At 46.9% G+C, this 26324-nt stretch carries 23 protein-coding genes and 2 pseudogenes; 11 read left to right on the top strand and 14 right to left on the bottom strand.

The window, feature by feature from the left end; all coding sequences use genetic code 11:
- Positions 1-22 precede the first annotated feature (22 nt).
- A complete protein-coding gene (locus BIZ37_RS00125) occupies positions 23-700 on the bottom strand; it encodes a type 1 glutamine amidotransferase domain-containing protein (RefSeq protein WP_187459779.1) in 678 nt (225 codons plus the stop codon).
- A 168-nt stretch (positions 701-868) separates the two neighbouring features.
- On the opposite strand from BIZ37_RS00125, the gene BIZ37_RS00120 reads away from it, so the two are divergent.
- The gene (locus BIZ37_RS00120) at positions 869-1243 is read left to right on the top strand and encodes a thiol-disulfide oxidoreductase DCC family protein (RefSeq protein ID WP_187459778.1); all 375 of its coding nucleotides are present in this window, start codon (positions 869-871) and stop codon (positions 1241-1243) included.
- A gap of 53 nt (positions 1244-1296) precedes the next feature.
- Here the strand turns inward: BIZ37_RS00120 and BIZ37_RS00115 are convergent, their stop codons facing one another.
- Positions 1297-1725, bottom strand: coding sequence for a MarR family winged helix-turn-helix transcriptional regulator (locus BIZ37_RS00115; RefSeq protein WP_187459777.1), 429 nt, complete (start codon positions 1723-1725; stop codon positions 1297-1299).
- A 23-nt stretch (positions 1726-1748) separates the two neighbouring features.
- Positions 1749-2378, bottom strand: coding sequence for a cytochrome b/b6 domain-containing protein (locus tag BIZ37_RS00110; RefSeq protein WP_187459776.1), 630 nt, complete (start codon positions 2376-2378; stop codon positions 1749-1751).
- A 144-nt stretch (positions 2379-2522) separates the two neighbouring features.
- On the opposite strand from BIZ37_RS00110, the gene BIZ37_RS00105 reads away from it, so the two are divergent.
- Both BIZ37_RS00105 and BIZ37_RS00100 read left to right on the top strand, forming a co-directional pair.
- Positions 2523-3011: a cytochrome c gene (locus tag BIZ37_RS00105; RefSeq protein WP_255526634.1), complete on the top strand. Its 489-nt coding sequence runs from the start codon at positions 2523-2525 to the stop codon at positions 3009-3011.
- 73 nt (positions 3012-3084) lie between these two features.
- Positions 3085-3771 (top strand): annotated as a pseudogene (locus tag BIZ37_RS00100) (MFS transporter); the annotation flags it as partial.
- 388 nt (positions 3772-4159) lie between these two features.
- On the opposite strand, the gene BIZ37_RS00095 reads toward BIZ37_RS00100, so the two are convergent.
- The 6 genes from BIZ37_RS00095 to BIZ37_RS30635 all read right to left on the bottom strand — a co-directional run bounded on the left by BIZ37_RS00095 (position 4160) and on the right by BIZ37_RS30635 (position 12563).
- Positions 4160-6331: an AAA family ATPase gene (locus BIZ37_RS00095; RefSeq protein ID WP_222939528.1), complete on the bottom strand. Its 2172-nt coding sequence runs from the start codon at positions 6329-6331 to the stop codon at positions 4160-4162.
- Positions 6325-6804: a VPA1267 family protein gene (locus BIZ37_RS00090; RefSeq protein ID WP_187459775.1), complete on the bottom strand. Its 480-nt coding sequence runs from the start codon at positions 6802-6804 to the stop codon at positions 6325-6327. Before BIZ37_RS00090 ends, BIZ37_RS00095 begins: the two co-directional genes overlap by 7 nt.
- A 122-nt stretch (positions 6805-6926) precedes the next feature.
- Positions 6927-7355 carry a hypothetical protein gene (locus BIZ37_RS00085; protein WP_187459774.1) on the bottom strand — a complete coding sequence of 143 codons (429 nt, stop codon included), beginning with the start codon at positions 7353-7355 and terminating at the stop codon, positions 6927-6929.
- Complete coding sequence (locus BIZ37_RS00080) at positions 7356-9656, bottom strand: hypothetical protein (RefSeq protein ID WP_187459773.1); 2301 nt, start codon at positions 9654-9656, stop codon at positions 7356-7358.
- Positions 9653-11308: a hypothetical protein gene (locus tag BIZ37_RS00075; protein WP_187459772.1), complete on the bottom strand. Its 1656-nt coding sequence runs from the start codon at positions 11306-11308 to the stop codon at positions 9653-9655. The genes BIZ37_RS00080 and BIZ37_RS00075 overlap by 4 nt, the downstream gene beginning before the upstream one ends.
- Positions 11301-12563, bottom strand: coding sequence for a site-specific integrase (locus BIZ37_RS30635; RefSeq protein ID WP_187459771.1), 1263 nt, complete (start codon positions 12561-12563; stop codon positions 11301-11303). The genes BIZ37_RS00075 and BIZ37_RS30635 overlap by 8 nt, the downstream gene beginning before the upstream one ends.
- Positions 12564-12714: 151 nt before the next feature.
- Between BIZ37_RS30635 and BIZ37_RS00065 the strand changes: the two are divergent.
- Both BIZ37_RS00065 and BIZ37_RS00060 read left to right on the top strand, forming a co-directional pair.
- Positions 12715-13221: pseudogene (locus tag BIZ37_RS00065) on the top strand (MFS transporter); the annotation flags it as partial.
- 140 nt (positions 13222-13361) lie between these two features.
- Positions 13362-13817, top strand: coding sequence for a dCMP deaminase family protein (locus BIZ37_RS00060; protein ID WP_187459770.1), 456 nt, complete (start codon positions 13362-13364; stop codon positions 13815-13817).
- A 79-nt stretch (positions 13818-13896) separates the two neighbouring features.
- On the opposite strand, the gene BIZ37_RS00055 is transcribed toward BIZ37_RS00060, so the two are convergent.
- Positions 13897-14778, bottom strand: coding sequence for a patatin family protein (locus BIZ37_RS00055; RefSeq protein WP_187459769.1), 882 nt, complete (start codon positions 14776-14778; stop codon positions 13897-13899).
- Between the two features lie 121 nt (positions 14779-14899).
- Here BIZ37_RS00055 and BIZ37_RS00050 point away from each other — a divergent pair, with 121 nt between their 5' ends.
- Positions 14900-15412, top strand: coding sequence for an O-acetyl-ADP-ribose deacetylase (locus tag BIZ37_RS00050; protein ID WP_187459768.1), 513 nt, complete (start codon positions 14900-14902; stop codon positions 15410-15412).
- A 292-nt stretch (positions 15413-15704) separates the two neighbouring features.
- On the top strand, positions 15705-16250 hold the full coding sequence (locus tag BIZ37_RS00045) for a hypothetical protein (protein WP_187459767.1): 546 nt from the start codon (positions 15705-15707) through the stop codon (positions 16248-16250).
- A gap of 95 nt (positions 16251-16345) precedes the next feature.
- On the opposite strand, the gene BIZ37_RS00040 is transcribed toward BIZ37_RS00045, so the two are convergent.
- Complete coding sequence (locus BIZ37_RS00040; RefSeq protein ID WP_187459766.1) at positions 16346-18025, bottom strand: RluA family pseudouridine synthase; 1680 nt, start codon at positions 18023-18025, stop codon at positions 16346-16348.
- A gap of 395 nt (positions 18026-18420) precedes the next feature.
- On the opposite strand from BIZ37_RS00040, the gene BIZ37_RS00035 reads away from it, so the two are divergent.
- Positions 18421-19257, top strand: a complete 837-nt coding sequence (locus BIZ37_RS00035; RefSeq protein WP_187459765.1) for an EAL domain-containing protein — start codon at positions 18421-18423, stop codon at positions 19255-19257.
- A 31-nt stretch (positions 19258-19288) separates the two neighbouring features.
- On the opposite strand, the gene BIZ37_RS00030 is transcribed toward BIZ37_RS00035, so the two are convergent.
- Entirely contained in the window at positions 19289-20680 is a 1392-nt protein-coding gene (locus BIZ37_RS00030) for a lyase family protein (protein ID WP_187459764.1), read from the bottom strand.
- A gap of 270 nt (positions 20681-20950) precedes the next feature.
- On the opposite strand from BIZ37_RS00030, the gene BIZ37_RS00025 reads away from it, so the two are divergent.
- The gene (locus BIZ37_RS00025) at positions 20951-21229 is read left to right on the top strand and encodes a PepSY domain-containing protein (RefSeq protein ID WP_187459763.1); all 279 of its coding nucleotides are present in this window, start codon (positions 20951-20953) and stop codon (positions 21227-21229) included.
- 88 nt (positions 21230-21317) lie between these two features.
- Here BIZ37_RS00025 and BIZ37_RS00020 read toward each other — a convergent pair whose 3' ends face one another.
- Positions 21318-22709 carry an alpha-amylase family glycosyl hydrolase gene (locus BIZ37_RS00020; protein WP_187459762.1) on the bottom strand — a complete coding sequence of 464 codons (1392 nt, stop codon included), beginning with the start codon at positions 22707-22709 and terminating at the stop codon, positions 21318-21320.
- A 365-nt stretch (positions 22710-23074) separates the two neighbouring features.
- Between BIZ37_RS00020 and glgC the strand changes: the two genes are divergently transcribed.
- Entirely contained in the window at positions 23075-24292 is a 1218-nt protein-coding gene (gene glgC, locus BIZ37_RS00015) for a glucose-1-phosphate adenylyltransferase (RefSeq protein WP_187459761.1), read from the top strand.
- On the top strand, positions 24282-25799 hold the full coding sequence (gene glgA, locus BIZ37_RS00010; RefSeq protein ID WP_187459760.1) for a glycogen synthase GlgA: 1518 nt from the start codon (positions 24282-24284) through the stop codon (positions 25797-25799). The genes glgC and glgA overlap by 11 nt, the downstream gene beginning before the upstream one ends.
- A gap of 106 nt (positions 25800-25905) precedes the next feature.
- Here the strand turns inward: glgA and BIZ37_RS00005 are convergent, their stop codons facing one another.
- On the bottom strand, positions 25906-26211 hold the full coding sequence (locus BIZ37_RS00005; protein WP_187459759.1) for a helix-turn-helix transcriptional regulator: 306 nt from the start codon (positions 26209-26211) through the stop codon (positions 25906-25908).
- Positions 26212-26324 lie beyond the last annotated feature (113 nt).

The following is a 26324-nucleotide window of genomic DNA, read 5'->3' as shown; positions in this document are numbered from 1 at the left end:
GCTATTGCTCATCGCCAAGTTACTATTCTAACAGTAATTCTGCAACGGCTTCGCCAACACCAGTAGCTGATTGAGGGTTTTGGCCGGTGATAAGGTGTCCGTCGATAACAACATTATTGGCCCATGCATCAGCACCAATAAATGTGGCATTGGCTTGCTTTAGCTTGTCTTCAAGCGAGAAAGGAACAACGCCTGTTAGCCCAACGGCTTCTTCTTCCTCATTGGTAAAGCCGGTGACTTTCATGTTGGCAATGAGATGGTCGCCATTACCGTAAGTCATGTTAACCAAAGCAGCAGGGCCATGGCAGATGGCAGCTAAAATGCCATTTTGCTGATAGATGGCAATGGCGACACGTTTCACGTGTTCGTCATCGGGAAAGTCCCACATGGTGCCGTGACCGCCGGCAAAAATGATAGCCTGATAATCAGAGGGCATAATGTTATTAAGGGAGTGGCTGTTTTTTAATTGCTCGACAAGGTCGGGGTTTGCCAGAAAGCGTGCGTTGGATTCATCTTCTTCATCCCAACTCTTTGGATCAATAGGTGTTTCTCCACCTGCGATTGAAACAATATCCACTTCGATCCCTTTGTCTACAAGTGCAAAGTAGGGATGGGTTAATTCCGATAGCCAGAAACCCGTCGTTGTTCCTGTATTGCCTAATGCTGCATGGCTGGTAACTACTATCAATGCTTTTGCCATAATCATACTCCCTTAAGTAAGAGGTAAACTCACAGCGAAAGCATAGTATACCTATATGACTTCATGGGAGAGTCTATTGGGGATGTAGCTCGTGTTGCTGCAAAGCCCTCTCGCTACACTTAATAGAGGAGCGAGTTTTTCGGGCTGAAATGCAGGGGAGAGGAAGAGATGGCGAAGCAAAAGCTGACTATATTCTATGATGGTGCCTGTCCAAGTTGTGTCAATGACCGTAATTGGTTTGAGCGCCGCCTCAGTCAGCCAGAACATGTTGATTGGTATGATATTACGGGTAGAGACGCGGACTTGAAAGCGATAGGTGTAGACCCAGAACTAGCTATTAGAGAATTGCATGTAATGAATGCTGAGGGGGAAATCCTCAAAGAGCTTGATGCCTATATCTTGCTGTTTAATCAGGTATGGTATTTACGCCCATTAGCAATGGTAGTGGCATTACCTTTTGTGAAAAGACGGCTGTCTGGTTGGTACAGGAGAACAGTAGATCGTCGCTTGGCTAGCCAAGGGCGGATAGAAAGTGATAAATGAAGGTAAGTGCCTAAACTGGACTCACCTTCATATAAAGCGACATATCTCTCTTGTTAGAGGGCTTTGACCATTTTCTGCAAGAGTGAAATTAATTGCTGTTTCTCATCTGTATCTAAGCTGCTCAGAGCCTGATCATTTATAGCGACGGGAATCGGCAATAACTCCGATTTTAACTCACGTCCTTTTTTGGTCAGAAAGATGCGGAATGAGCGGCGACTGTTTGGGTCGTTTTGCCTTTCAACTAGACCTAGTTTTTCAAGCTTATCGATAGTACGTGTCGTCGTAGAGTTCTCCACTTTAGATTTTTGTGATATCTCAGTTTGGGTAACCCCTTCCTCCTCCCATAGGCACATAAGCGTTGGCCAGAGTGCGATGGTAAGCCCATGTTTCTTTAATTCTGTGTCGAAAGTCCTTGCCGCATTATTGGCGACAACATTGATCAGCCACCCGAAGCTGGACTGTCGGTCAAATTCTTGTGTCATAAGGGAAGACTAACCTTTATGGATTATAAACTGGCAACTATTGCTATTGTAACTGATAGGGCAGCAACAAACAGTACCAATGCTCTTAGATTACTCGCAAAATGAAGCGTACCTGACTGTATAGGCTCGGGGTGAGTTTGCTTGCCGGTGATCATGGCCAGTACCAGTGGTTTTTTGCGTAACTTGTAGATGACAATCGCTGCCAGGTGGATAACAACAAGCCCAACCAAGGTTTTGGCAACAAAAACATGGATACCTTCAACTATGTGGTAGAACTGATCGCTCAAGATATGTTCTAGAGACGCGAAGTTATCGAACCAACCGGCAAGCGCTAAACCACTTAGACACTGGATAATCAAAAGTGTGAGTAGGGCAAATACCATCAAACCACCTGCAGGGTTATGCCCCGGTTTTGGTGAGTGTTTCCCTTTTAGATAGTTCAGTACCACGCGTGGTGAGCGGATAAATTGCGAAAATCGACTCGTCTCACTGCCAAACACTCCCCAGCAGATCCGCCACAGCAAAAGAGAAAGTAATGCTAGTCCAAACGTAACATGGGGACCTCCGCCATTGAAGCCGCTCATTGCAACAAGTGTGAAGAGTAACGCCTGTAGCCAGTGGTAAAGCCTTGTTGGTAAATCCCAAATCTTCATAGTCTTTGACCTTTTTTAAGTAGTTCTGAATGGTTGGTGGGATAAATTTACATTGCAATAGTTGCAATTACAACTATTGCAATGTAAATTTATCCCGTCGAAACAGAATGACTAATTACAACAAGCTAAAAATGGGAGTGACAAATGATGATGAAGCAAAGAAAATCTGTAGTGATGGGTGTCGCGTTGGGACTTGGCCTCAGTTTCTCTACTGTCTCGCTAGCAACTAGTGGTGGAGGGCAACAAGATACCGAGTCTAGTGCTGCGCAGAGTATCGAACAACGCCAACAGGCCTTTGTCCAAATTGAATCGGGTGCCAAGCTGGCAGGAAAGATGCTCGATAATAAACAAGTCGATTGGGAGGGCCTGGAGCAAATTTCACAAGAGTTGTATCAATCATCGGTAAGCTTGCATTCTTTGTTCCCGGAGGGAAGCCAGCAAGGGAGCAAAGCCAAAGAGAAGGTCTGGAAAGACAAAGCAAAATTCGAACGTTCATTGAACCAAATGGATGCGGGGTTTGAGCTGCTGTACCAGGCAACTTTGGCAGAAGATAAAAAAGCCGCTCAGCAAGGGCTAAAGAGTGCCCAATCTACATGTAAAGCGTGTCACCGCCAGTATCGTTCACGTTGGTAGTAGCAATTATTCTCTTAGCCTTTTTTAACTGTGCTGTTAAGCTAGTTGAATATTGATTCAACAGTAGAAAACCATGCAAGCACATGATCAGGGAAAAGGGTGGAAGACGCCTGAGGTATTTTTGGTATTAATTTCAATTATTGTACCTGTAGCATTTTCAAGCTGGCAGGCATTATTGAATAACTTTGTTATCGAGGAAGCGTCTTTTACAGGGGCTGATATCGGCTTATTACAAAGTGTACGTGAAATACCGGGTTTTTTGGCCTTTACAGCCGTCTTCGTTTTACTGTTTATTCGTGAGCAGAGATTCATGTTGCTCTCGCTTGCGATGCTGACGATCGGAGTCGCGATTACAGGCTTTTTCCCATCAGTGTTCGGCCTATTAATGACAACCCTGTTAATGTCTACCGGGTTTCATTACTTTGAAACGCTCAAACAGTCTTTGTCCTTACAATGGCTGAGTAAAGAAGAGGCACCAGAAGTACTGGGTAAACTTATTTCGGTAGGTGCCTTGGCTTCACTTTGCACATACGGTGCCTTATGGCTGATGCTTGAGCAGTTTGAATTGTCATTTAAGTGGGTTTACCTCATTACGGGCATGGCGGCTTTTGCAGTATTGGTTTTTATTGCAGTGACATTTCCTGAATTTAAAAGTGAAACCGTACAGAACAAGAAGCTGGTTTTGCGCAAACGTTACTGGCTATATTATGCGTTAACCTTCATGAGTGGTGCCCGTCGTCAGATCTTCATTGTGCTGGCTTTATATACGGGAAAACTTAAAATTAAGTGAGTGAGTGAGTGAGTGACATTCCAAGCTTTGCCTGACTTCTCCCTAGATTTACTCCCCCAAAATACCGTTACAGTATTTTTGCTTTTTGTAATACACCGTATTTTTATCCCTCTGTTCGCTCCAAAAACCTTCCGCAGAAGCCCGCAAGTATTACAAAAAAACATTTATGTTTGGTCACTAGCGGCCAGATATAAAGACAAAGATCAAGAGCCGCTTTGCAGGGGCGCGCTGCGCATGTTGGTCACTACCGAATCAGGATCGAGACGGCCTTCGGCCTAGTCCCGGCGTATTAACAGCAGTGGATAATTGACCATCGGAGAGACGCCTTCCATGCCCTGCGGGCATCAACCGAGCTCGCTTACGCATTGTCGTCTTTCAAGAGGGTAGCGAGGTAGCTGTTCCTGCGATGAGCATTACTGGGTGCCTCTGTGATCCGCCGGAAATCTTCGGCACTCCCGACGATATGAATTTCAGCTTCTGCCCGAGTGATCGCCGTATAGAGCCAAGCACGGTCAGTGATACGGCCAAATTGAAGCGCCACGATGATCCGGGGGAACTGTGACCCCTGAGCCTTGTGGAGCGTGATAACATAACCTAGCTCCATACAGTCCAATACCGTAGGGGTGATCTCAACGACTTCATCAGTGTCCAGCCGCACTGTACCCAATGACTCGCCGGCACCCTCAACGCTCTCCAGAACCCCCAGTGAACCATTCTGGATGTCTTTATCGTACAGGTTTTTGGTGAACAGTATAGCGTCACCCTGACATAGATTTCGGTAAAACAGTTCGCCTTGCAGTTCGAACTGAAGCGGTTTGCCATCGGGGTTCACCACGGTTTGAGTTTGGGAGTTAATTACCCTGACCAGGTCTCTGGTAGGTCCCATAACGCGAGTGGTCTCTGGCGCCTCCTGGAATAGCTCTGTACAGCGCTGGGCAATCTGCTGCCTCGGGGTCTCATGAAAGGTGATTGCGCCTGTGGTCAGGTTTTCAGGAACCTGACCAGCATTCACTGATTTTGAATATTCAGGGATCCCCGTAGCGCCATCCTGGCGCTTTACAATATCGAGCGTCGTATTAGTGATCGTGGCACTTTCCACAATATCAGACAGCACCTTGCCACATCCGATGGGTGGGAGCTGATCAGGATCGCCAGTCAAAAGGATCCGAACCGACGGATGTAAGTGGGTGACGATCCGATAAGTAGTCGGGATGTCGAGCATCGATGCTTCGTCAATGACCAGCAGATGTCTGGGCTTTTCCGCTGTTGGGACAATCATTTCACCCTTGAGCAGGGCCGCGATGGTCTTGGTCTTCATCCCAATCGACTCGTTCATCCGTTTCGCAGCACGGCCTGACAATGCGACGGCATGGATCTCATAACCCAGAGCCAGAAACGCTCTCAATGCGGTTCGAAGCACGGTTGTTTTACCGGTACCAGCTCCCCCTGTAATGCACGCCACGCCGTTATCAAGGCTTTCCAGCACTGCTTCCTGCTGTCGGGCGAGCAGTTCGTAGGGCAGTTCGGCTGCGGCCTGGATATAAGCGTTATTCGCCACTTCATCAAACAGATTACTCTGTGAGGCCAACGTCAGTAACCGCTGGGCGATCACCTTTTCCATAAACAATTGAGCTGTCGGATGATAGGTCCCCGTTTTCGGGTTTAGTACATACTGCTCTTTTTCGTAACCAGTACGGAACGCCTGAGAGACAAGTTCGTTGTCTTTTAGCAGTCGTTTGAGCTTTGGTCGCAAAGCGTCCTGTGTGGTGTATGTATGGCCCTTGTCAGTCTCGGCGTGAATGCAGGATCCCAGTGCCGCACTGAGGCGACGGGGATCATCGGTTGCAATGGCAAACTTGCCCTGGGCCAGCTTATCAACCGCTGTGAACGGCATGCCGAACCCTAGCAGACGATATGGATTCTCTTGGATCGCCTTAATGGATCCCTTGTTGTGGTATCGCAGTAAGCGTTGTTGGATAGGGCTGGGTATTTGATGTTTCGACATCCAGTTGCAGGCACTCAGGTTCTCGTACTTCTTGTATCCCTCATACAGGCCGTTGATTGCATCGACGCTCAGAACGCCTTGGAGACGCTCTCTGGATGCACGACAATCATGGTCTAGCAGTGAATACAGTTCCTTGCCAAATTCTGTCCAGAGCGCCCTGGCTTTACATACGCCTATGCCCCGGAATTGCTTGTCTGAGGCAATAAACTGAATAAAATCCTCACCGGTTATCTCCAGATTACATTGCAGATCATCCGGTTTGTCGTAGAGGTGTTCGTCTATCTGATAATCCCCTAACTCTATGGTGCTCTGCTTCCTCGCCCCGGTCACGGACCAGTGCTGGCCCTTAACAGGTTTCACGGGTAAATCGTTCGGGTGGGTCTTGACGGCAATACAGTATCTGGCTGATTTCACCAGGTGACTGCCCTTGAGCAATGGCGTGCCAGCAAATATGACTAAGTCCTTGGATTCATAACGGACACTGGTGACTCGAAATTGATCACTGTGAACGAGTGGATTCACCATGGCATCACTCCCATTTCAGCTCTTATTGCTGCTTCCTCTTTGAAGCAGGCCAACATATTCTCCAGCTTCGCAACTTTTGCCTCTAACTCCTCTTTATCAGCTTTCAACTTGTCGTTCTCAGCCATCAATTCGATGTTTTTCTTTTCTAGGGCAGACAGATTGCTGCTGTCCAGTCGACGCTGATTAGCGGTATGATCGTAGGGCTTGGGCTTGCCCTTATTGGCTGCTGCCTTCGCTGTCAGGGCGGGCAGCACCTTGCTCTCACGTAGACGGTCTTCCAACTCTGCTAGCAGCTTGGCCACGGCTGGATTCTGCCGTAGTACTGATTTAGTAAACCCACACGCCTTGGCAATTTCCGTCCGGTTTAACTTGTCATCCCAGATGATTTGTTCCAGGTCACCATCGGTTTGCGTTGCCACCCAGGCTTGGAAGCTTGCCAGGTTTTGCTTTGCTTTTTCACGTCCGTTCGCCATCTCTTTCGCTCCTTAGCTCCTTGCTGGCCCGTCAGATCAACTGTTGCATGTCATCATCGGTTTGCGTTGCCACCCAGGCTTGGAAGTTCGCCAGATTTTGCTTTGTCATATCTGTTGGTCATCTACTTCTCCTTCTTTGCCCGTATAAGTGCCTCAGCCACAGCGTCTTTCAGTTGCCGGTTAGTGGCACACTTTTTCAATATGGCGTCGATAACAGCAAACTGCTGTTCCGACTTGAGTTTAAAGTGCTCTTTCTCGGCCTCTACGGCGCGGTACTGTTCAACAAGATCCCGATCTGATTTGGATAGTTTCAAGAACGTCTCTAAAGCCGCAGCCTCTTGCCCATTACCTTTGCCCCTCGCTCTGGCTTTCGCTCTGAGGTAGGCCTCTTTGATCGACGGATACCGCTCAAGCCGCTGTCGCGTTGTCTTTAGACTCTGGAAAGTTTCGAGCTGCTCAACCAGTGAATCCCAGGTTATCTTCCCGTTCCATACCGCGATAAAGCGCTCAATGTCTCTGATTTGCTGTGTGGTCAGTGGTGTCGGTTTCATTTATAACTCCTGGAGTTGCGTCAGCAATTGGGACATCATGCTTTGGGGTTCTTCCTGCGGTTTGCAGGTCTCGAGAGCCTTTTGCAGCGCCGTTTCTGGGTCAGGTAGCACATAGGCGCGTTTGTGGACGACTACGTTCTGGAGGTCAGTAATTCGGATTTCGTTTTTGGAGCGGACAACCCGAATCACGGATCCATTATCAATCAAGGGGTCTTCGAGCAGCTCAATCAGTTGCTCCAGCATTTCAACGTTGCCGCTGTGGGCTTTGTAAAACTGATGCATGCGCACGCTGCCAGGGAAGTTGGGTCTGGTCACAATGTCCTCCAAACGAGCGCGCTGAACCGCACAGTCGCCTTTCAGCAATGCCAGGGCATCGTCATCCCCTTTGACGTGACAGGAGGACTCACACAGCGTACATTGCAGCTCGAAATCGCTGAGGTACTCACACGGGCTGAACATCAGGTTCTGCTCACAAAAGCCCACACTTGTTTTCGAGGCCACGCCATCACCCCGACCGGTCAGTCTCTCGTATTCGCCCATGGAGTAGACACGCAGGGTTTGGGCAACCTCTTCGGGCTTGCGCTCATCTTCTGGCTCTTTGAAGAACACGTCTCGAATGACGCCGGTGCGCTCATCTTCCGTACTGTGCAGGTATGACAAAACCTGCTCCGGGCTCACCCGACCAGACCATAAGTTCAGCAGGTTGTGTGAAATGCCTGCACGCTCCCCTGTGGTGTTCAGCCAGTGGCGAAACTGGTGTGGATTAATGCTGAAATCACTCGAAAAGCCAAACTGTTGGAAGATAGTCGCTGTCGGGGTCTTTGCGGACAGGGCGACTGAAAAGGCATCCGAAAGGAGCTCGCCACCAATGAGACCGAACCAGCTCATTGCGCCAATATAGGCGGTTTTCTTTGCATTTGTATACCACTGCTGCCCGGTCAACAGCAGGGCCGCATTCGAGTAGGCCACCCAGTTCTCGCCGCTGGCATAGCAGCGGGGAAAGGTTGGCAGAACAGTTCGAAGGTAGGCCAGCCAGCCCGATTGGAACCCCGTTACCGACAGCTGCCTATTCGCAATATGGCCCTCGAAAATGGTATCGATGTGGGCCTTTTGCAACTTAAGGCCCAGCACAGCATCCGAGCTGGCTGTGGATAATAAAATGCGGTCCTCACGGGTCAGTTGGCACACCGCTTTAGTCGGGTATGTCGCATGCTTCGCTCGTGCTGCTCCCTCGGTCCCCTTGGGCACTTGCAGCGTGGCGTCTTCCGCATAGAAGCCGAGCAGGTAGCCCAGTTGCAACAGGTGGGCAGGGGCATTCAGGTCACTGTTGGATTTGGCTATACGACTGGCCGATGGCTTGAAGTTACCCAGCAGTTGCTTCAATGGCTTGTCCGGGTGCTCGTAGAAGCGTGCCAGGATACGGGCAGGCTCACTGAGTTGGCGCATATATTTCAGGCAACGCTTGACTGGTTCCACCATACCTGCGACCAGGTGATTCCGATTGTCCTTGTAGCCTTTTGAGCCCTGCCAGTCGAGCCAGTGAACCGTGCGGCCTTTTTGGGTGTGGCTTTTAACTTCCTGATTGGTCAGCGCGGGCAGCTCAGCAGCCACCCGGTTAGGCGCGGCCAAGGCAAGGGCAGACATGGTGCACACCAACGCCTGGCGCGGATTGTCCGGCTTCGCCTGTGTTTGTGGCCACTCGGCTTCATCCGGCGGCACCACATCAAAACAAATCGCCCCCAAAGCCGTCAACACCTTGTCATCAGGCATTTTCTCGCTGTTCCTTATCAGCCGGTCATAGCCATCAATTTTACTCTTAATGCTGGGATACCGCAGCGTTGCTGCGATAAACTTGTTAGCCTGAAGCCAGCAAAAGAAATTTCGAGTTTTCCTGCCTGAGCCCTCGCTTAACGAGGCCAGGGGGTCCACATCGGCTTGTGACAGCAGGTGCATTTGCGGTTGCAGCAAAATTTTAGCATTGTGGACAAGAGCTGTTTTTCGTTTCAGTGTGCCATTGGTGGCCACGACCTCGATGGCGTAGGCCATCAACAGGTGACGCTGCTCGTTATCCAACGCCCATGCCTGCTGCACATTGCCCATATTGACTATCTTCTTGTTAGCCTTTGCAGGGTCGTGAAAGTAGAGGTTGACGGTGCGACCATCGGGATAACGGTACTGCCACGCGACATCATCATAGCTGGCCGGCAGTCCTGCTTGGTTGGTATAGCCCAGCAAGGGGGTGTCGAGCATCTTCTGAATAGCGCGATGGCGGTTGGCCTCCAGTGGGTTCAGGGTTTTCATGCGGTGCCCTCCAGTTTGCTCATCTTCCTGTCACTGCACGCCATGATGGTTGCTCGAATGTACAGGATAATCCTTCGCCAGCGACGTAAGACCAGCTCGTCGGCCTCGTTCTTCCGGTTGAGCTCTAGGCGGCGCTCAGCCTTGGCCAGTTGGTACTCGTGGTCTCCCTCCAAAAGTGGCTTGAAGTTTTCGCATGGATAACAGCCCAATGGCTTCCCCCCTTTTGCCTTGCAACTATCGCAGCTATGTGGTTCGCGTAAAATGCCCACCTCTTCATCGAACTCGTTGACCACGGCAAAGCCTGGTTCTTGCTGTGTCTCAGCCACGCTAATACGGCCAAAGTTGCCCAGAATGTGATTACCCGCCAGCGCCTCATCAATCCGCACCCGTGCCTCATGGGACAGGTCGATATAGGGTTTCACCGCATCTGTCGTCACCCCGTGTATCGCAGCCAGTTGGTCGTCGTTCAGTCCCTGGATAGACCCGTTGGTGAGCGTGGTGTGGCGCAACCGGTTGTTACCCACCGTTATTTCGAGCGGGTCAATTCGGTCACTGCGCATGTGCGGCCGCAGGTTGGCGTTAAAGAAGTTGCCGAGTTTTACCCTCATGGTTTCTGCAGAGGTGTGGTAACTTTTGCTCTTCATGGACAGCGATTGAAACAGCGTGGCTTTATCCGGAAACACCGTCGTGAACAGGTTTAACTCCGGGAAGACAGGCGATTTCTTGCGTACTTCAGTCAACTCCTCATTCGTGAGTACAATGCCTGACTTTTTGAGGTTATCAGTCATTGTTGCCCAGTAGAGCTTGTGATACAGCACGACCAAACTGGACAGCTCTCGCGTCAAAGGGTGGCTACGACGCTCAGCAAAACCACGCATCTCGCCTTGCTTGCCTTTGAAGGTGCGTAGATGCAGTACATCATCCTCGGCCAGTAGTGGACTGGTAATGGCTTGACTGAAGGGAACGCCTGCTTTGCGTACATCGTCCCATTTCATTGCTACCAGTTGGCAGGGGCGCCGTAGAATGGCCCGCATCAGATGGTAGGCCAGCTGTGTTCCCAGCCGCGTAATACGCGTTGGACTCACGACCTGGGGCCAGCCAGCGACCTCTTTCAGCATTTGGTCGGTGGCTAAGCGCTGCGCATAGGTTAGTGAGTCCTCCTCTTCTTCCGACAAAGCCCCTTTGTAGGGATCCAGAATTTTTCGTTGGATTTCCTCTAAGCCGACCCGCTCGATAAAGGCCAGTTCATCATCAAAGACGTGATGGCCTATCTCCTTGGTAGTGTTGAAAAACGTGCCCAGTTTATTCTGGTACGATACTGATAACTGTGGCCACACCTGCTCGATGCCATGACGATCCAGTGATTCGATGTGACTTTTCATTAGTAAGGCGTAGCTATAGAACGTATTGGGACTTAAGCGCGTGGCCATGTCAGTGAACACGTACAGCATTGCACGCTTGCGGTCGACACCGATATCAACGGTGTGAAACCACTGCATGTCGATGTTGTCTAGCGTTGCCACATCCAGCATCCATTGGTCTTCCGAGGGCCGAAAATCAAACGCCTTGTTTTTAGCCTGATGTAGTCTCAGCATCTCCGGGTCGGTGATATAACCCCGGTCATCGGATGAAGGTTGTCGTGCCTTAGTCATTAGCGGATTCCTTTGGGTTAAATTGCTCTGCCTGGCGACCTAGTGACAGCTCCGCAGCCTTTTGGGCTAGGCGTTTTTCGTTGTAGTGGGCAAACATTTTGGTGTTTTCTGACCAGCTCAAGGTGGCAACCGCCATATCTTTGATGACATCGGGAGGTATCCCCTGCTTTTCGGCTTCCTCGTCGAGTATCTCAAGCATCTTATGGCGGAGCATGTGAGCTCTAAGCTTGAATCTCAGGTACTTCGACAGGACATCAAATAGGTAGTTAAACCCTGTTATCGACAGTGGTTGGCCAGCTGAATTGCCTTTTTCGGACACAAACACAAAATCGTGTTGATCCGCTCCAGGGATCCCTGCACGGATGCTTTCCACATAAAGTTTCAGGCACTTCATGGTGGGCTGGGAAATGGGGACAGCGTAGGCTCTGGTTTTTTGCGCAGGTCTGTTATTGCGGGGATCTGAGGGGTCGTTCGGGGTTCGGGTGATCTTGATTCGTGGATTGTTGTGGTCGGTGACAACGTCAGACAGCTTTGTCTTGATCAAAGCACCCCGACGCATTCCAGTCTCCCTGAGCAGGGTGAGCAGCAACTGGTTGCGGATGCGCGCTCCTTTGAATGGATTCTCATCGGACATAGGGTTAATGCAAGCAATCAGCTTCATGAAGATCTCATCTGGAATAACTGACTGGAAGGGGTCTTGGGTGACGTTGTTTTGGTCCTTCATCGATCTCAGTTCTTTGTCGATAGCCCGGATCAGGGAGAGGTGCCTGACAGAAGCATCAGAGTCTTGGTGGGCAGTCTCATGGAAATGCCTGTTCAGCCAGTCCATGTAGTGTTTAAACTGTTGAAGCCTCAGCCTTGCCGTCGAACTGCTGACCTCTGAGTCAGCGGCCTGTGAGGCATGCATTAGCTTGTCTTGTTTAAGGCCACTGAACCGGGCGAAGGATGTGACGTTGCTATCATTGTCACTGGCGAAGGCTGAGTCTGCAGTAAACGAGCAATGCTTGAAAAACCCCTGCAACTCTTCCTCGGTTAGGGACCCTCCGGTTTCAACGCGCAAGGGCAAGTCGATTCCGACTCGGTTAAAATATCGGAGTATAAAGGCTAGGGTATGAGCGTAGGTTACCCTGGTGTTCAACGCACTCTTCAGATAGTTGTTTGCCAGGTACATCGAAAGATGAAGGCATGCGGGCAACCCTAGTCCGTCCTCGATCACAACATCCTGTTTACCATCTTCGTGTTTGAACTTTGTCACTATAGCCATCATTACAAAACAGCCCCGTCACTTAAGAATGCACTTAGAGTAGCAGCTATAATCATTTTGTAAATAGCATTTAAGTAAAAGCCTATTTATGATAGGTGTTTAGGCTAAATTGTTACTGTTACAAAAAAATCCCAGTACATAATTTGCTGGTTTCCTGATGGTAGAGAAGTTCGGTTATTCTGCAGCGGATATCACTTTGTTGTTCTTAATCAATTATCTATTCAATTGGCTATTTGCCAAAAAAATTGGCCGCTTTATCGGTAAAGTGGGTGAACGCAAGGCATTGGTATTTGAATATGTGGGGCTAATCGGTGTCTTTGCAGGGTATGCAGTTGTGGAGCAGGCTGAAATGGCTGCAGCGCTATATGTTGTTGACCATTTGTTTTTTGCCCTGGCGCTGGCAATGAAAACCTACTTCCAGAAAATTGCCGACCCCGCTGATATGGCTTCAACTGCCGGGGTCGCATTTACCATCAACCACATTGCAGCGGTTGTTATCCCGGTTAGCTTCGGGCTGCTCTGGCTTACGTCGCCTGCCGCAGTGTTTTTCGCTGGTGCCGCTATGGCCGGTGTATCACTGCTGTTGTCACTGAATATCCCTGCCAAACCCGAGGAAGGCAATGAAGTCAGGGTATTGGCCTGGCGATAAAAACACATTCTTTGACAAGGTCGGACTTGAGTGTCAGGCATAAGTTTTGCATCATATATCCTATTGATTTCAAGGCTGGCTGGTTGCCGTATCTTGAACGCATGGAATAATGCCGATAAAGAGTAATAAAGGTAAAGATCATGATTTCGAAATGGGAAGTGCGCTTTTTTCAAATGGCGGAGCTAGTAGGCTCATGGAGTAAAGATCCTTCGACCCAGGTTGGTGCTGTGATCACCAAAGGGAACCGAATTGTATCGGTAGGCTTTAATGGCTATCCACACGGTGTTTCGGACAGTGCCGATACAGATGACCGCGAGATGAAGCTTTTGAAAACGCTTCATGCGGAAGAAAATGCCATTTTATTTGCTAAGCGTGATTTGGCCGACTGTGATATCTGGGTGACTCACTTTCCTTGCCCAAACTGTGCAGCAAAAATTATTCAGACCGGCATTTCAACTGTCCATTGTCCTGAGCAGACAGAAGACTTCCTGTCACGTTGGGGGGATAAAATCCAAGTGAGTCAGGAAATGTTTGAGCAGGCTGGAGTAAGAGTAAACTGGCTACCACTGACTGAGCTTGACCGTAAAGCGAACTAATTTCAGTCATTGAACAATTTTCAAAAAGGAAAGAGGCTGCACAGTGCAGCCTCTTTTTTTATTTTGTGTATCAAAGTGGTCATAGACAGAAGTGGCAGTTTTCGTCGGTAAGCCCATGGTGCCCCATTAGGTTGCTGATATGAGAGTGACCCGCATCCAGCCCCATGCTGTAACCTTCTTCTAATACTTCAGGCTTCATTGTCAGTCTTTTAACCGCGAAATTTTCCGGTGGTGCTATCACTTTTACAACGGTATTCGCCGGAGGGTTACGGATGAACTCCAGTGAAGCGTTGTAATTTTCATCGCGGTGTACCATTGCCTCTGCCACACCTGGGTAGCGTGACAACAGTTTTTTCATCAACCAAGGGTGCTTGGCGGGGTTCATTTGGTAACTTAAAGGGTGAGAGAGAATCACCGTAATATCCCTAGCACCGCGATGGTAAGCTTCTTTTACCGGAATAGAGTCTGCAACCCCGCCATCGGTATAGCATGCGCCTGAAAAGCAAGAGGGCGTTTTCACTGCAACCGGTAATGCTGCAGTTGCGATGAGTGCTTCCTGCATATTTGACTCGTTGATGCGGTAATAGTCAGCATGACCATTAGATACATTGGTAACGGTTGCCAAAAAGGGGATACCTTCAAAGAGGCTTTGCTTATCAACAGGGTATCGACGGTTTGATTCTTGCCATAGCCATTCGACATCAACTAAATCCCCTCCTTTTAGAAAGCGTTTCGGGTTGAAAAACGTTTTGCTTGTCGCAAGTTCAGTAATGACGTTATAGCTACGCTTGGGTTGGTTTGAAAGGTAACCAAGCAAATTAGACGCGCCGGCTGAAACACCAATGGCAAAATCATACGGCTGAAAGTCGCAAGACATAAAGGCATCCAATACACCACTGGCAAAAATGCCACGCATTGCGCCACCTTCTACAATTAATGCGCGACTGTTTTCAATATACATACAAACCTCAATATCTCTGTTACCCAGGAAGGTTACGCGGTGTTGGAGTGAAGCGATATTTGGTTTTGGTTATTGTTGTAATCAGTATTTTCTAATGATTATCTCGAAAGAGGGATGTTGGATGGGCATACATATTGTTCAAGGTGATATCACCCGAGCTTTAGCTGATGCGATAGTGAATGCGGCAAACCCAACCATGTTAGGGGGCGGTGGCGTGGACGGGGCTATTCATCGAGCTGCGGGTCCGGAGTTACTGGCTGCTTGTAAGCAAGTACCTTTAACCAAAAGGGGAAGGTGCCCGTTTGGCGAAGCAAGGATTACAACGGCGGGAAAATTAAATGCAAAATATGTGATTCATACCGCGGGGCCTATTTATTCACAGTCAGAAGCGGCAGCATTGGTGTTAGCTTCTTCTTATCGTAATTCTATGCGCCTTGCATTGGAAAATGGCTGTGAGAGTATCGCTTTTCCAGCGATATCTTGTGGGGTGTATGGTTATCCACTGAATGAAGCGGCGGAGATAGCGGTGTCTGTCTGTTTGGAAGATGAATTCAAGTCGCTTGAAAAGACGTTTTACCTTTTTGGTGATGATATTGTGCAAGTATGGCGGCAGGTGTTAAGCCAACATAGATGACCAACTTATACATCTGGTAGCTATAAACAGGATTAGCAACAAACTATCCCCAGAAACTGTGGATAACTCGATAGATTGATAAAGTGTCGTAACGGTTACAGCTTGATTATTTTAATGAATTTCATTCGGTATAATTTTATGATGTTTTGTTGATGCTTTTTAATTGTTTGTTAATGGCTGGTTTTCGGTTTTCATATAGTGTTTAATTCTGTTTCAACTGGCGAAAACGCTTGTTTCAGCAGGTCTACAGCATTAGTATCTACGCCGAATTTTACCTTGTGGAGATACTTTAATGGACTTTATCGTCGAAGTGCTGGGATGGACCAGTGTCGCCTTTTACATTTCACTGACTATTTTCAATAGTATGAAGGCAACGCGCTTTGCTGCGTTTGGTTCTGCTGCGAACGATACGGTTTGGGCCCTGTTGATGGGTTGGTACCCAAAGGTGATTCTTAATCTAGCGGTAGCAAGTGTTAACTCTTATCGCTACGCAAAAGATTTCATGAAAGTCTCTAAGGCACTGCTGATTGCCTTGGGCAGCGTTATGGCTGTAGGTATTGGCTATATTCTTTACGTGGCTGTTTCTTCTTTTGTGGCTGAGCCAACATTGGCGGTAGGTTTCCAGTTTATGGACTTAGGTATTATCCTTACTGCCATCTACATGACTAGCCTACGCAAATACCGTGTTCTCATGTTAATTTCTGGCTTTGTTGGAATGGTTGGATACTTCGGTAACCCTCAGATGATGATCATCAAAGCATTGGTTATCGGTATCATGTCTTACAAGCTGTATAAGAACCAAGACGAAAGCACCCAAGAGGCAGCAGCTCAGTCTTAATCAGATTCGAAAAAGAAAACCCCGGTGCCTTTTGGTTCCGGGGCTTTTTTATATCTATGAAAAGGGTGTTGCTTTACACCCTCTTTGAAGTTTGTTTAAAACTCTGCGTCAACTTGGAAGACCATCGGTTCGCCAGTAATAGGGTGTACTAGTTCCAAACGTTCAGCATGCAAATGAAGGCGGTTGGCTTTCACACCATACAAATCATCACCAAGGATAGGCATGTTAAGCCCTGAAGCGTGGGCACAGTGAACACGCAACTGGTGGGTTCGACCTGTTTTAGGGTACAAATGGACCTTAGTGTGTTTGTTATTACGGCTGATCACTTCCCACTTGGTTTCAGCAGGTTTGCCGTGTTCGTAACAGACCAATTGACGGGGACGATCATTGAGATCACCACGCATCGGGAGGTTGATATAGCCAGTATCCTGCTCCAGCACGCCGTCGATTAATGCAGTATATCTTTTTTGGACCGTACGCTGGATAAACTGTTTCTGCAGGCTTTTGTTAGCGCGTTTCGATATAGCGATAACCATTAGGCCGGAAGTAGACATATCTAGACGGTGAACAATCAATGGCCCTGTTGCTTTAGGGTACTGATGCTTCATCCGCAAATAGACTGAATCCTCAATGGTTTTTCCTGGTACAGATAAGAACTCAGCCGGCTTGTTTACCACGGCCATATCTTCATCTTGGTAGATAATTTCGACGCTCTTTCCTTCGGCAGGGTTAGTCAGGAGCGGGTTATCATCAAGCTCCATACCCTCTAACATATGAGTCAGGATAGGTTGGCATTTACCTTGGCAAGAAGGGTAGTAATGCTTATGGCGACGAATTTCAGATTTCGGTGAGCTACCCCACCAAAATTCAGCTATCGCGATAGGCGTCATATTATGTTTGAAGGCATACTGTAGCAACTTTGGCGCTGCACATTCGCCAGCCCCAGCAGGTGGGACGCCTTGTGCTGTATCTACAAAAAGCTCACCGAGGCATTTCTCTTCGCCTTTGCTATTCAGAAAACGGTACTGCTCGAATAATTGTTGTTGTAGCGAAGACGAGAAGTTACGACGCTGCTCAATCAGTGGTGTGATTTCATTTTGCCAGTGATCAAGTTGCTGTTGTTTACGGGCAACTTCGGCTTCCCAGTGAATCTTGAGATCGCGAAGTTGAAGCTTTTCGATAACGCTTTCTTGGCTGAGTTGCTTCTTTAGCTCATTGCGAACTTCAGGTTCAAGATCAGCACTTGCCGCACGTTTTGCCTTACGCACCTTTCTTGCTTCGACCATATTGCTGCGGTGGCTTGCTAATGCATCACTGGCAGCCGATTGCGCTTCTTTCAAGGCATTTTTGGCTTCTTCCAAGGCTGGGTTAGCTTCTAAGCTTCTGATCTGCTGACTAAGTTCGTTGAGCTTATCTTGACCGTTTAGAAAAAAACTCCCTTCCGCGAGCATATCAAAAACGGGTGGGACAAAGTGTGGCAACAAGTTTTGATCGGCTATTTTTCCAGAGAATGCCGAAAGGTATCCGATTTGACCCTGTTGGTTTTTAACCAGCAGAACGCCAAACATTTTGCCGATGGCAGACTCAGTATTACCGTCTAAGCCAAAGTTATGCTGCCAGTCTGTTTGTGTTTCTAAGTGCTGTTGCAGTTGCTCTGCAGCTACGAGACACAAGGGATGAGGTTCATAGTAGAACGGGTATGTAAAACGCTCGGGCAATTCAAAATGCTCGATAGATGAAGTAAAGGGCGTAAAACAGTGTTCCGGGGCGTGCATAAGCTGATCTATCGTGAATTTATCCAGTCCTATCTATCCCTCTCAAGGTGGGTTTGGATAGGGATTAGGCCGGCAATTCTACCTGTAAGACGATATGAGATCACCTTTCACAATTAATTTCATGGAAAGTGATTGTAAAGTCGCAGAACGTTATGTGATTTGTTGCATTTTGTGAGGGTTAAATTCACTATGCATTCGGGGTCGTTATTTTACCGTTCTTGCCATCGAATAGACTTTTTTGACTAATAAATTGTTGTTTATCGTTAGTGTGAATTGTCAAGATATTGTAAATACACTGAATATCGTTAGGATATGGTCTAACCTAACTACATAGTTAATATTTTAATCATTAATACGATGGTGGCTCAAAATAGCTTATATTAGGAATTTTCTCTGTGGATAAGATATTAAGAACAAGAAATGACATTGAGAACCATCTTCTAGAAGAGGAAGGTCAGCATGTTGCTACATATCAAGACCTTGTTCTTAAAAGCACTTTTCAGCCAATAGTAAAGAGCGATGGTGATATCTTTGCTTACGAAGCTTTGATGAGAATATATAACTCAGATGGCTTACTACTGAACAATGGTGATTTAATTAATTATTACCGAGGCCACCCTGTTCATTTAATTAATATTGATCGCCTTGCCCGGGTGATTCACCTCAGAAACTTTTCTCGTTCGCAAAGCTCAACCAAATTATTTATAAATATGATGCCAGTCACTATACTTTTTTGTGAAGATGAAGGTCTGGTGGATTCTATATTTTTGCCTCGAATTTATGAACTTGGCTTAAATCCAGCGCAAATTTATGTAGAAATCTTAGAGCATCACACCGAAGACGATGAGGCTCTAACAAAAGCGATAAGGCATTTGAAGCAAGCTGGACTGAACATTGTTATTGATGATTTTGGCGTTGAGGGTTCGTCAGAGCGACGTGCCAGGCATGTTTATCCGAACATCATTAAGGCAGATGCTTCGTTATTGGTAGACTATCTGCAAGGGAACACTGAGCCACTTCTAAAGGTAAGCACTTTATGTCGTGAACTGAATGCAAAGTTCATTATTGAAGGTGTTGAAAACTTGAAAGGTTATCATGCAGCTATTTCACTAGGAGCAGATTACCTTCAAGGATATTATGTCGGCTTTCCTAAGGGCATAAATGTAGCAAATCAATTTAACGTAAGATCAGGTCAAACTGATAACAAGGGGAATATTGACCAGTCAAATTAATACTAGTTCGGCTGGCCAATAAATAGAACCATTACTCTTTATCTGCGACGCCACCTTGAGTCAGATGGTGGGGCTCAAGTAATTTCTCTAACTCACTCCTGCTGATGTCTGTTTCTTCATCTGCAACATCAATGATGTTTCGTTGTTCTTTATAGGCTTTTTTAGCAATCTCTGCAGCTTTTAAGTAACCAATAATTGGGTTGAGGGCGGTCACCAGAATTGGGTTTCGAGCTAGGGCGTTTTCCAGCGTGTCCTGCTTCACTTGGAAGGTATCAATGGCTTTGTCTGCAAGCAACTCTAGCGAACTGGCCAGTAACTCGATACTTTGCAATATATTGTAAGCAATAACGGGTAACATCACATTGAGTTGGAAGTTACCCGACTGACCGGCTATCGAAATGGTGGTATCGTTGCCCATCACCTGAGCGGCCACCATGGCTGATGATTCTGGAATAACTGGGTTCACTTTGCCTGGCATAATTGATGATCCCGGCTGCAAAGATTCCAATTCGATTTCACCAAGGCCAGCAAGCGGGCCAGAATTCATCCATCTTAGGTCATTACTGATTTTCATCAGAGCAACAGCCGTTGTTTTTAGTTGACCTGACAGGCTGACAATCGCATCTTGGCTACTGAGGTTATAAAAGAAATTATCACTGACTGTAAAATCAATTTCTGTCGAGATTGAAATGTTATTGGCAAAGATGGCGGGAAACTCAGGGGCTGAATTTATCCCTGTTCCCACAGCAGTACCGCCTTGCCCAAGGGCGATGACATTATCCAAGGCCATCACAATACCCTGACGGGCTTTACAGAGTTGTGTTTGCCACCCCTCCAACTCCTGCCCAAGGGTTACGGGCATCGCATCCATTAAGTGGGTACGACCCGTTTTGACATGGTGGCCAACGCTGAGCGCTTTTTTCTCGAGTGTATCAATAATGTGATCAAAAGCTGGAAGCAATAACCGATGGCAAGCAAGTGCTGAGCTGACTTGAATGGCTGTTGGAATAACATCATTGCTGCTTTGCCCCATATTGACATCATCGTTGGCGCTCACTTCATCGCCTAATTTCTGGGTGGCTAGGGTTGCAATGACTTCATTAGCATTCATATTTGAACTGGTGCCAGAGCCTGTCTGAAAAATATCGACAGGGAAATGGTCTATGTGCTGCCCATCAATGATCTCCTGGCAACTGTCGATGATGGCATGTGCTTTATCGAAGCCCAGTAACTCAAGTTCTAGGTTGCTCCTTGCTGCGGCCTGCTTGATGAATGCAAGGGCTTGGATAAATAGGGTAGGCATAGGTATGCCGCTGACGGGGAAATTATCAATAGCGCGCTGAGTCTGTGCGCGATAAAGCGCCTTTGTCGGGACTCTCACTTCCCCCATGCTGTCAACTTCTGTCCGGTATCGTGATGTCATGGTGTCCCCCTTCGGAATCAGAAATGAAGGTGCTACGAAAAGCTTAGATGTAATTCATGGTTCCGAGATAATTAACTAAGAATTGACTTGCATAGCAGGAGCAATAGATAGAATCCAAGAAATGAAGCGGGGTGTATGCAATCTATAGGTCATACTCAGGGCTAAAGAAATAAATGCGTGATGGGTTTCACACCTTCCATGCAGTGTAAGCAAGCTCTTGCCTGCACTTTTGTTATTATGCGCTGAGTAGTAATGGTTACAGGTGGATGTATGAAAGTTATGTTTAAATCTCTGTTAGCAGTGCTCACAGTGAGTTGTTTTTATCTGCCTGTTTACGCCGATCCGGTAGAACGAACAGCCACTCCAGAGCTTACAGTGCCAAAGGCAATGAGGATGTTGCAAAGCCATGGCTATCATGATTTTCGCAAGATTAAAGTGGAACGTGACGAGCACGAGATTGAAGTTGAAGCACGTAATGCCGATGGCCACAGAGTTGAGATTGAAATGGATCTTTTTAGTGGGAAAATACTGGCTGTAGAGCGAGATTAAACTGTTGCTCAATTATCATTGATTTAAAGGAAGCCGCGACGTTCATTTGCTTTGATAAATAGAAGCCGCGGCTTTTTTAATTTTATGCCTAACTGATCATGTCAGCTTGTACCAACATAGCGCAGCTTTGTGCTTCGATTGTGAATTGATCAGATACCATTTCATTTGAGATTGAGCCTTTTTCATCAGAGCTCATCAGGAAAGCAAATTTGCCTGAAGGAAGTTTAATGTTCAGTGGCTCGCTGCCTCTGTTAATCGCAACAATACCTTTATCATCCCGACTGAAGACTAAATGATCCTCCCCCTTATCCAGCACTTTCATAGGCAGGCACTGCATCAAATTATGGAAGCTGATCATTTGGACTAACAAGGGATCGTTCCATCTATCTTTCCAGCGAGGCAAGTCGTTGGTGTTGTTAATTTTGCTGGTATCTAAATCACTATAGATTAGCGGAACCCCACCATCCCGACCCAAAATATAGCAGTAAGCAAAGAGCTCGTTTCGCTCCTCCATCACCTGATCCAAGAATACGTCATTGTTTGGGATATCATGGGTAATGGCAAAGGTAATAGCTCTGTCATAGGCTAATGCCTGTCCCACTGAGTAAGGGTTATCTAATTCAGCAAGCGGCTGGCCTTTTTCGAATACGTTATACATGGCGTGGAATAGCGGGAAATCATACGCCCCTAAGCTGGTTCCTTTCAGGTAGGGAGCTAAGAAAAGTTCATACTCTTCTTTTGTTGCGCCGCCATCGGTGATGATTTCACCGAAAATATGGACGTCAGCGCTAATGTTTTTGTCCCAGACTAATTGAATGTGCTCGAGCGTTAGGTGCTTGGCGGCATCAATTCGGAACCCTTTTATACCTAATTGCTTTAAACTAGTAATATAGTTTTTTTGTTGTTTTACTACATTTTCGTTGCATTTCAGTGTCGGCAAACCAGGGTCTTCGTTCCCCCCGCTGATCCTACCGTGCTGAACTTCCCATGGATCGGTCCAGTTTTTGATGGGAAACGCCTTGATAAAATCCCGCTCGCTAAATAAGGGCTTAGTGAGATCTCCAAATAACTTCAACTTTTCATAATTTTCTGCTGACTGCTTATATTCATCCAATATCTGTTCAGAGGGGAAGTTTAAATCATCTCTGAGGTATGACTCATTGGCCATGTGGTTAAAGACAACATCGACATAAACATGCACGTCATGTTCTTTTAATACTGCTGTCATGGTACGGAAATCTTGGGTGTTACCCAGCTGGTTGTCTATCACTCGGTAGTCTTGCGGCTGGTAGCGTTGCCACCATTGAGTACCACTTTCATGTTTGTATGATTTCAGAGGAGGAGAGACAAGAACGGCTTTATAGCCTGATTTTGCAATGTCTTTAGCATACTGTGTGACTCGATTATACGGCCAGTCAAAGGCATGAAGAATGACATTGGTCGCTTTGATTGTCGTCTTGGTCGTATTGCTGGTGGTCATGGTTTGTGTCCCTTCAATGAACTGAGCGCAGTCTACCGCTAGTTGATGAAAAAGTATTCAGCTGTTTGACTAAAAAAAGGGGAGGAGGAGTGGGGGAGTAGTCAGACCACTATTGCAAAAATGTTTGAAAATTGTCCGTACTGTAAACAAAATAATATTTTGTTGGCATTTTCTTGTTATATGGTTTATTGATAGTTCTACCACTAAGGATGAGGTGGTATGAGGTGATGTAAAAATCAGTGTTCAAAATGTAATAAAACGAGATTTTTGAAACTATTCACCAATTTTCATTGAAAGCCTATTCTAATCGCCCATTGGAATATGGTATATATGACTACGATTGCTTACTAACAAGGAGGTACACCATGGCTGGTGTTTTAGGAATGATTTTAGCAGGTGGCGAAGGTTCTCGTCTGCGTCCATTAACAGATACAAGAACTAAACCTGCGGTGCCATTTGGTGGCAGTTACCGCCTTATCGATTTCGCACTAAACAACTTTTTGAATGCTGACCTGATGAAGATTTATGTTCTGACTCAGTTCAAATCTCAATCTTTGTATGTGCACATGAAGAAGGGCTGGAATGTATCGGGGATCACAGGGCGTTTTATCGATCCTATTCCAGCGCAGATGCGTATGGGTAAGCGCTGGTATGATGGTACAGCAGATGCCATTTACCAGAATATGCGTTTCATGCAGCTAGAAGAACCTGATCAGGTTTGTATTTTTGGTAGTGACCACATCTACAAGATGGATGTTAAGCAAATGCTTGATTTCCATAATGAGAAAAAAGCGGATCTAACAGTAGCTGCTCTTCGTATGCCGCTCAGTGAAGCAAGTGCATTCGGTGTTATCGAGGTTGATGAAAACGGTTGTATGGTTGGTTTTGAAGAAAAACCGGCTAACCCTAAGTCAATTCCGGGTGATCCAGAAAATGCCCTTGTCTCTATGGGTAACTACATTTTCGAAACAGATGTTCTTTGCAAAGAGCTAGAAGAAGATGCTGTTAACGAAGAATCAAGCCATGACTTTGGTAAAGACATTATTCCTAAGCTTTTCCCACAAGGAAAAGTGTTTGTCTATGACTTTATGACCAATGTTATCCCTGGTGAAAAAACAGCTGGATACTGGCGTGATGTAGGTACTATCGAGTCTTACTGGCAGGCACACATGGATCTTCTTTCTGAAGATGCACCATTCTCGCTATACAACCGTCAGTGGCAGCTACACACATACTACCCACCACTACCACCTGCGACAGTACTAGATAGTGATGACTGCAAAGTTGATATCAACAACTGTATGATTTCTGCAGGTAGCTATATCCGTGGTGCTAAGGTACATAAGTCTGTATTGGGTTTCCGTACCAACGTTGATCACGACACGACTATCAGTGAATCTGTGCTCTTGGGTGATGTGAAAATCGGTGCTAACTGTTCTATCCGCCGCGCAATTATCGATAAGAATGTGATGATTGCTCCGGGCACGGTGATTGGTGAGAACCTAGAAGAAGATAAGAAGAAGTACCACGTATCTGACGAAGGAATTGTTGTGATACCAAAAGGAGCAAAAATTGGTTACTAGGAAGAAATCTAACTCTAAGCCACTGCAAATATTGTTTGTTGCTTCAGAGGTAGACGGATTGGTCAAAACCGGAGGTTTGGCAGATGTTGCCAAATCGCTGCCAGCAGCTCTAAAGGAACTAGGGCATGATGTGCGGGTGGTGATGCCTCTGTACCGCAAAGTACCTAATGGTACTGAAGCTGTTGAGTTACTTGATACCGAATTACTGGTATCAACTCAACCTCAGGCCGTATCGTATAAAGTAAGACAGCTACATAATGGTGATGTGCCTGTTTATACGGTTGATGCGCCACAATACTTTGACCGCCCCGAGTTGTATGCTGAGAACAACGAAGGTTACCGTGATAACGGTGAGCGTTTTGCTTTCTTCAGTGCTGCCGCATTGGATATGTGTGAAAAACTAGGGTTCAAGCCTGATGTGGTTCACTGTAATGACTGGCACACAGGTCTAGTTCCGTTCTTGCTAAAAACGCGTTATGCCGATGATGCTTTTTATGCGGATATGCAAAGTGTTATCACTATTCATAATGCAGTATTCAAGGGAACGTTTAATTACGACCAGTACAGCTTGATCCCTGAGTTGATCCAGAAGCGCTATCTGCAACTTGAAGATGGTGCAGCCAACATCAGTATGCTAAAAGCTGGCGTTGCATTTGCCGACAAGGTAAATGCAGTAAGCCCGAATTATGCCAAAGAACTGCTGACGGAATTGGGTTCTCACGGTATGGCAACAGATTTCCAGCACCGTTCAGATGTCCTTTATGGCATTGTAAACGGCTGTGACTATGGCGATTGGAGCCCAGAGACAGACCCGTATATCAAGCAGCACTTCAAAGCGAATAAAGTTAGCCTTGCTCGCGGCAAGAAAGCGTGTAAGCGTGATCTGCAGCAGCAGGTGAACCTGCCTCAGGATGATGTGCCTGTTTATGGTATGGTTTGTCGTTTGACAGAGCAGAAGGGTATTCAATACCTATTGCCTGTTCTTCGTGACTTCTTGGTCAACGATGTGCAAATTGTGCTTGTTGGCAGCGGTGATCCTAAGTTGGCCTCTGCATTGCGTGAAATTAGCGAAGCGTTTGCAGATAAATTCGCGTTTATCGAAGCTTACGATAACCCGCTTGCGCACTGTGTTGAAGCCGGCTCTGACTTCTTCTTGATGCCATCTCAGTTTGAGCCTTGTGGCTTGAATCAAATCTACAGCCTTGCATACGGCACTTTGCCGATTGTTCGTGGTGTAGGTGGCTTGAAAGATACGGTTATCGATTACGATGCTACTCCGCAGTTTGCGACAGGTTTTGTATTTGATGCCCCAACGCCGGAAGGACTGCTTATCAAGATGCAGCGAAGCTTGTTGCTTTATTGTCAGCGCCCTCAAGAGTTCAAGCGCCTTCAGCTAAATGCAATGGCTTGCCGCTTTGAGTGGAAGGATGCGGCTGAGCAATACCTGCGTATGTATTCCGGTGAAGAAGAGTCTGTTCTGGAAAAAAAGCAGATTGAGTGTGCCTAAACACGTTGATTAGGCATGCTGAAAGATAGAAAAAGCCCTCATTTGAGGGCTTTTTTATTAGGTATCCATGATGTTAGCGTGTCTGCAGTCGACAAAACTTCAGTCATTATTTGGGCTGCTGAACTTGCTCTTCGACGCAACACTCGTCTTTCAGGAATCCGATAACACAGTCAAGCTGCTCGTATTCTGCTACACAATACAGAGTACGCCCTTCACGGCGCTGGGTAAGAAGGCCTGCCGAAACAAGACTTGAGATATGGTGCGAAAGCGTAGAACCCGGTATGGCAAGTTTCTCCTGCAAGCTTCCTACAGGTGTGCCCTGAAATCCCGCGCGGACAACCGCTTTGTAAATACTTAGGCGGGTAGGGTGGCCCAGCTCTTTGAGTGCCTTTGCGACAACTTCAATATCCATGATTGGTTATTCCAAAACGAATCTTAATTCGATAATACTGGAACAATATTTCGTTCGCTACCCTGATAGTATAAAATCTTAGTTGTGGCGGGTGGTTTTTCGCCAAACGGGCT

It is taken from the genome of Photobacterium sp. BZF1 (assembly GCF_014349205.1).
In the GTDB taxonomy this organism is placed as follows: domain Bacteria; phylum Pseudomonadota; class Gammaproteobacteria; order Enterobacterales; family Vibrionaceae; genus Photobacterium.
The sequence above is the reverse complement of the archived record's forward strand: the minus strand, read 5'-3'. Positions and strand labels throughout refer to the sequence as shown.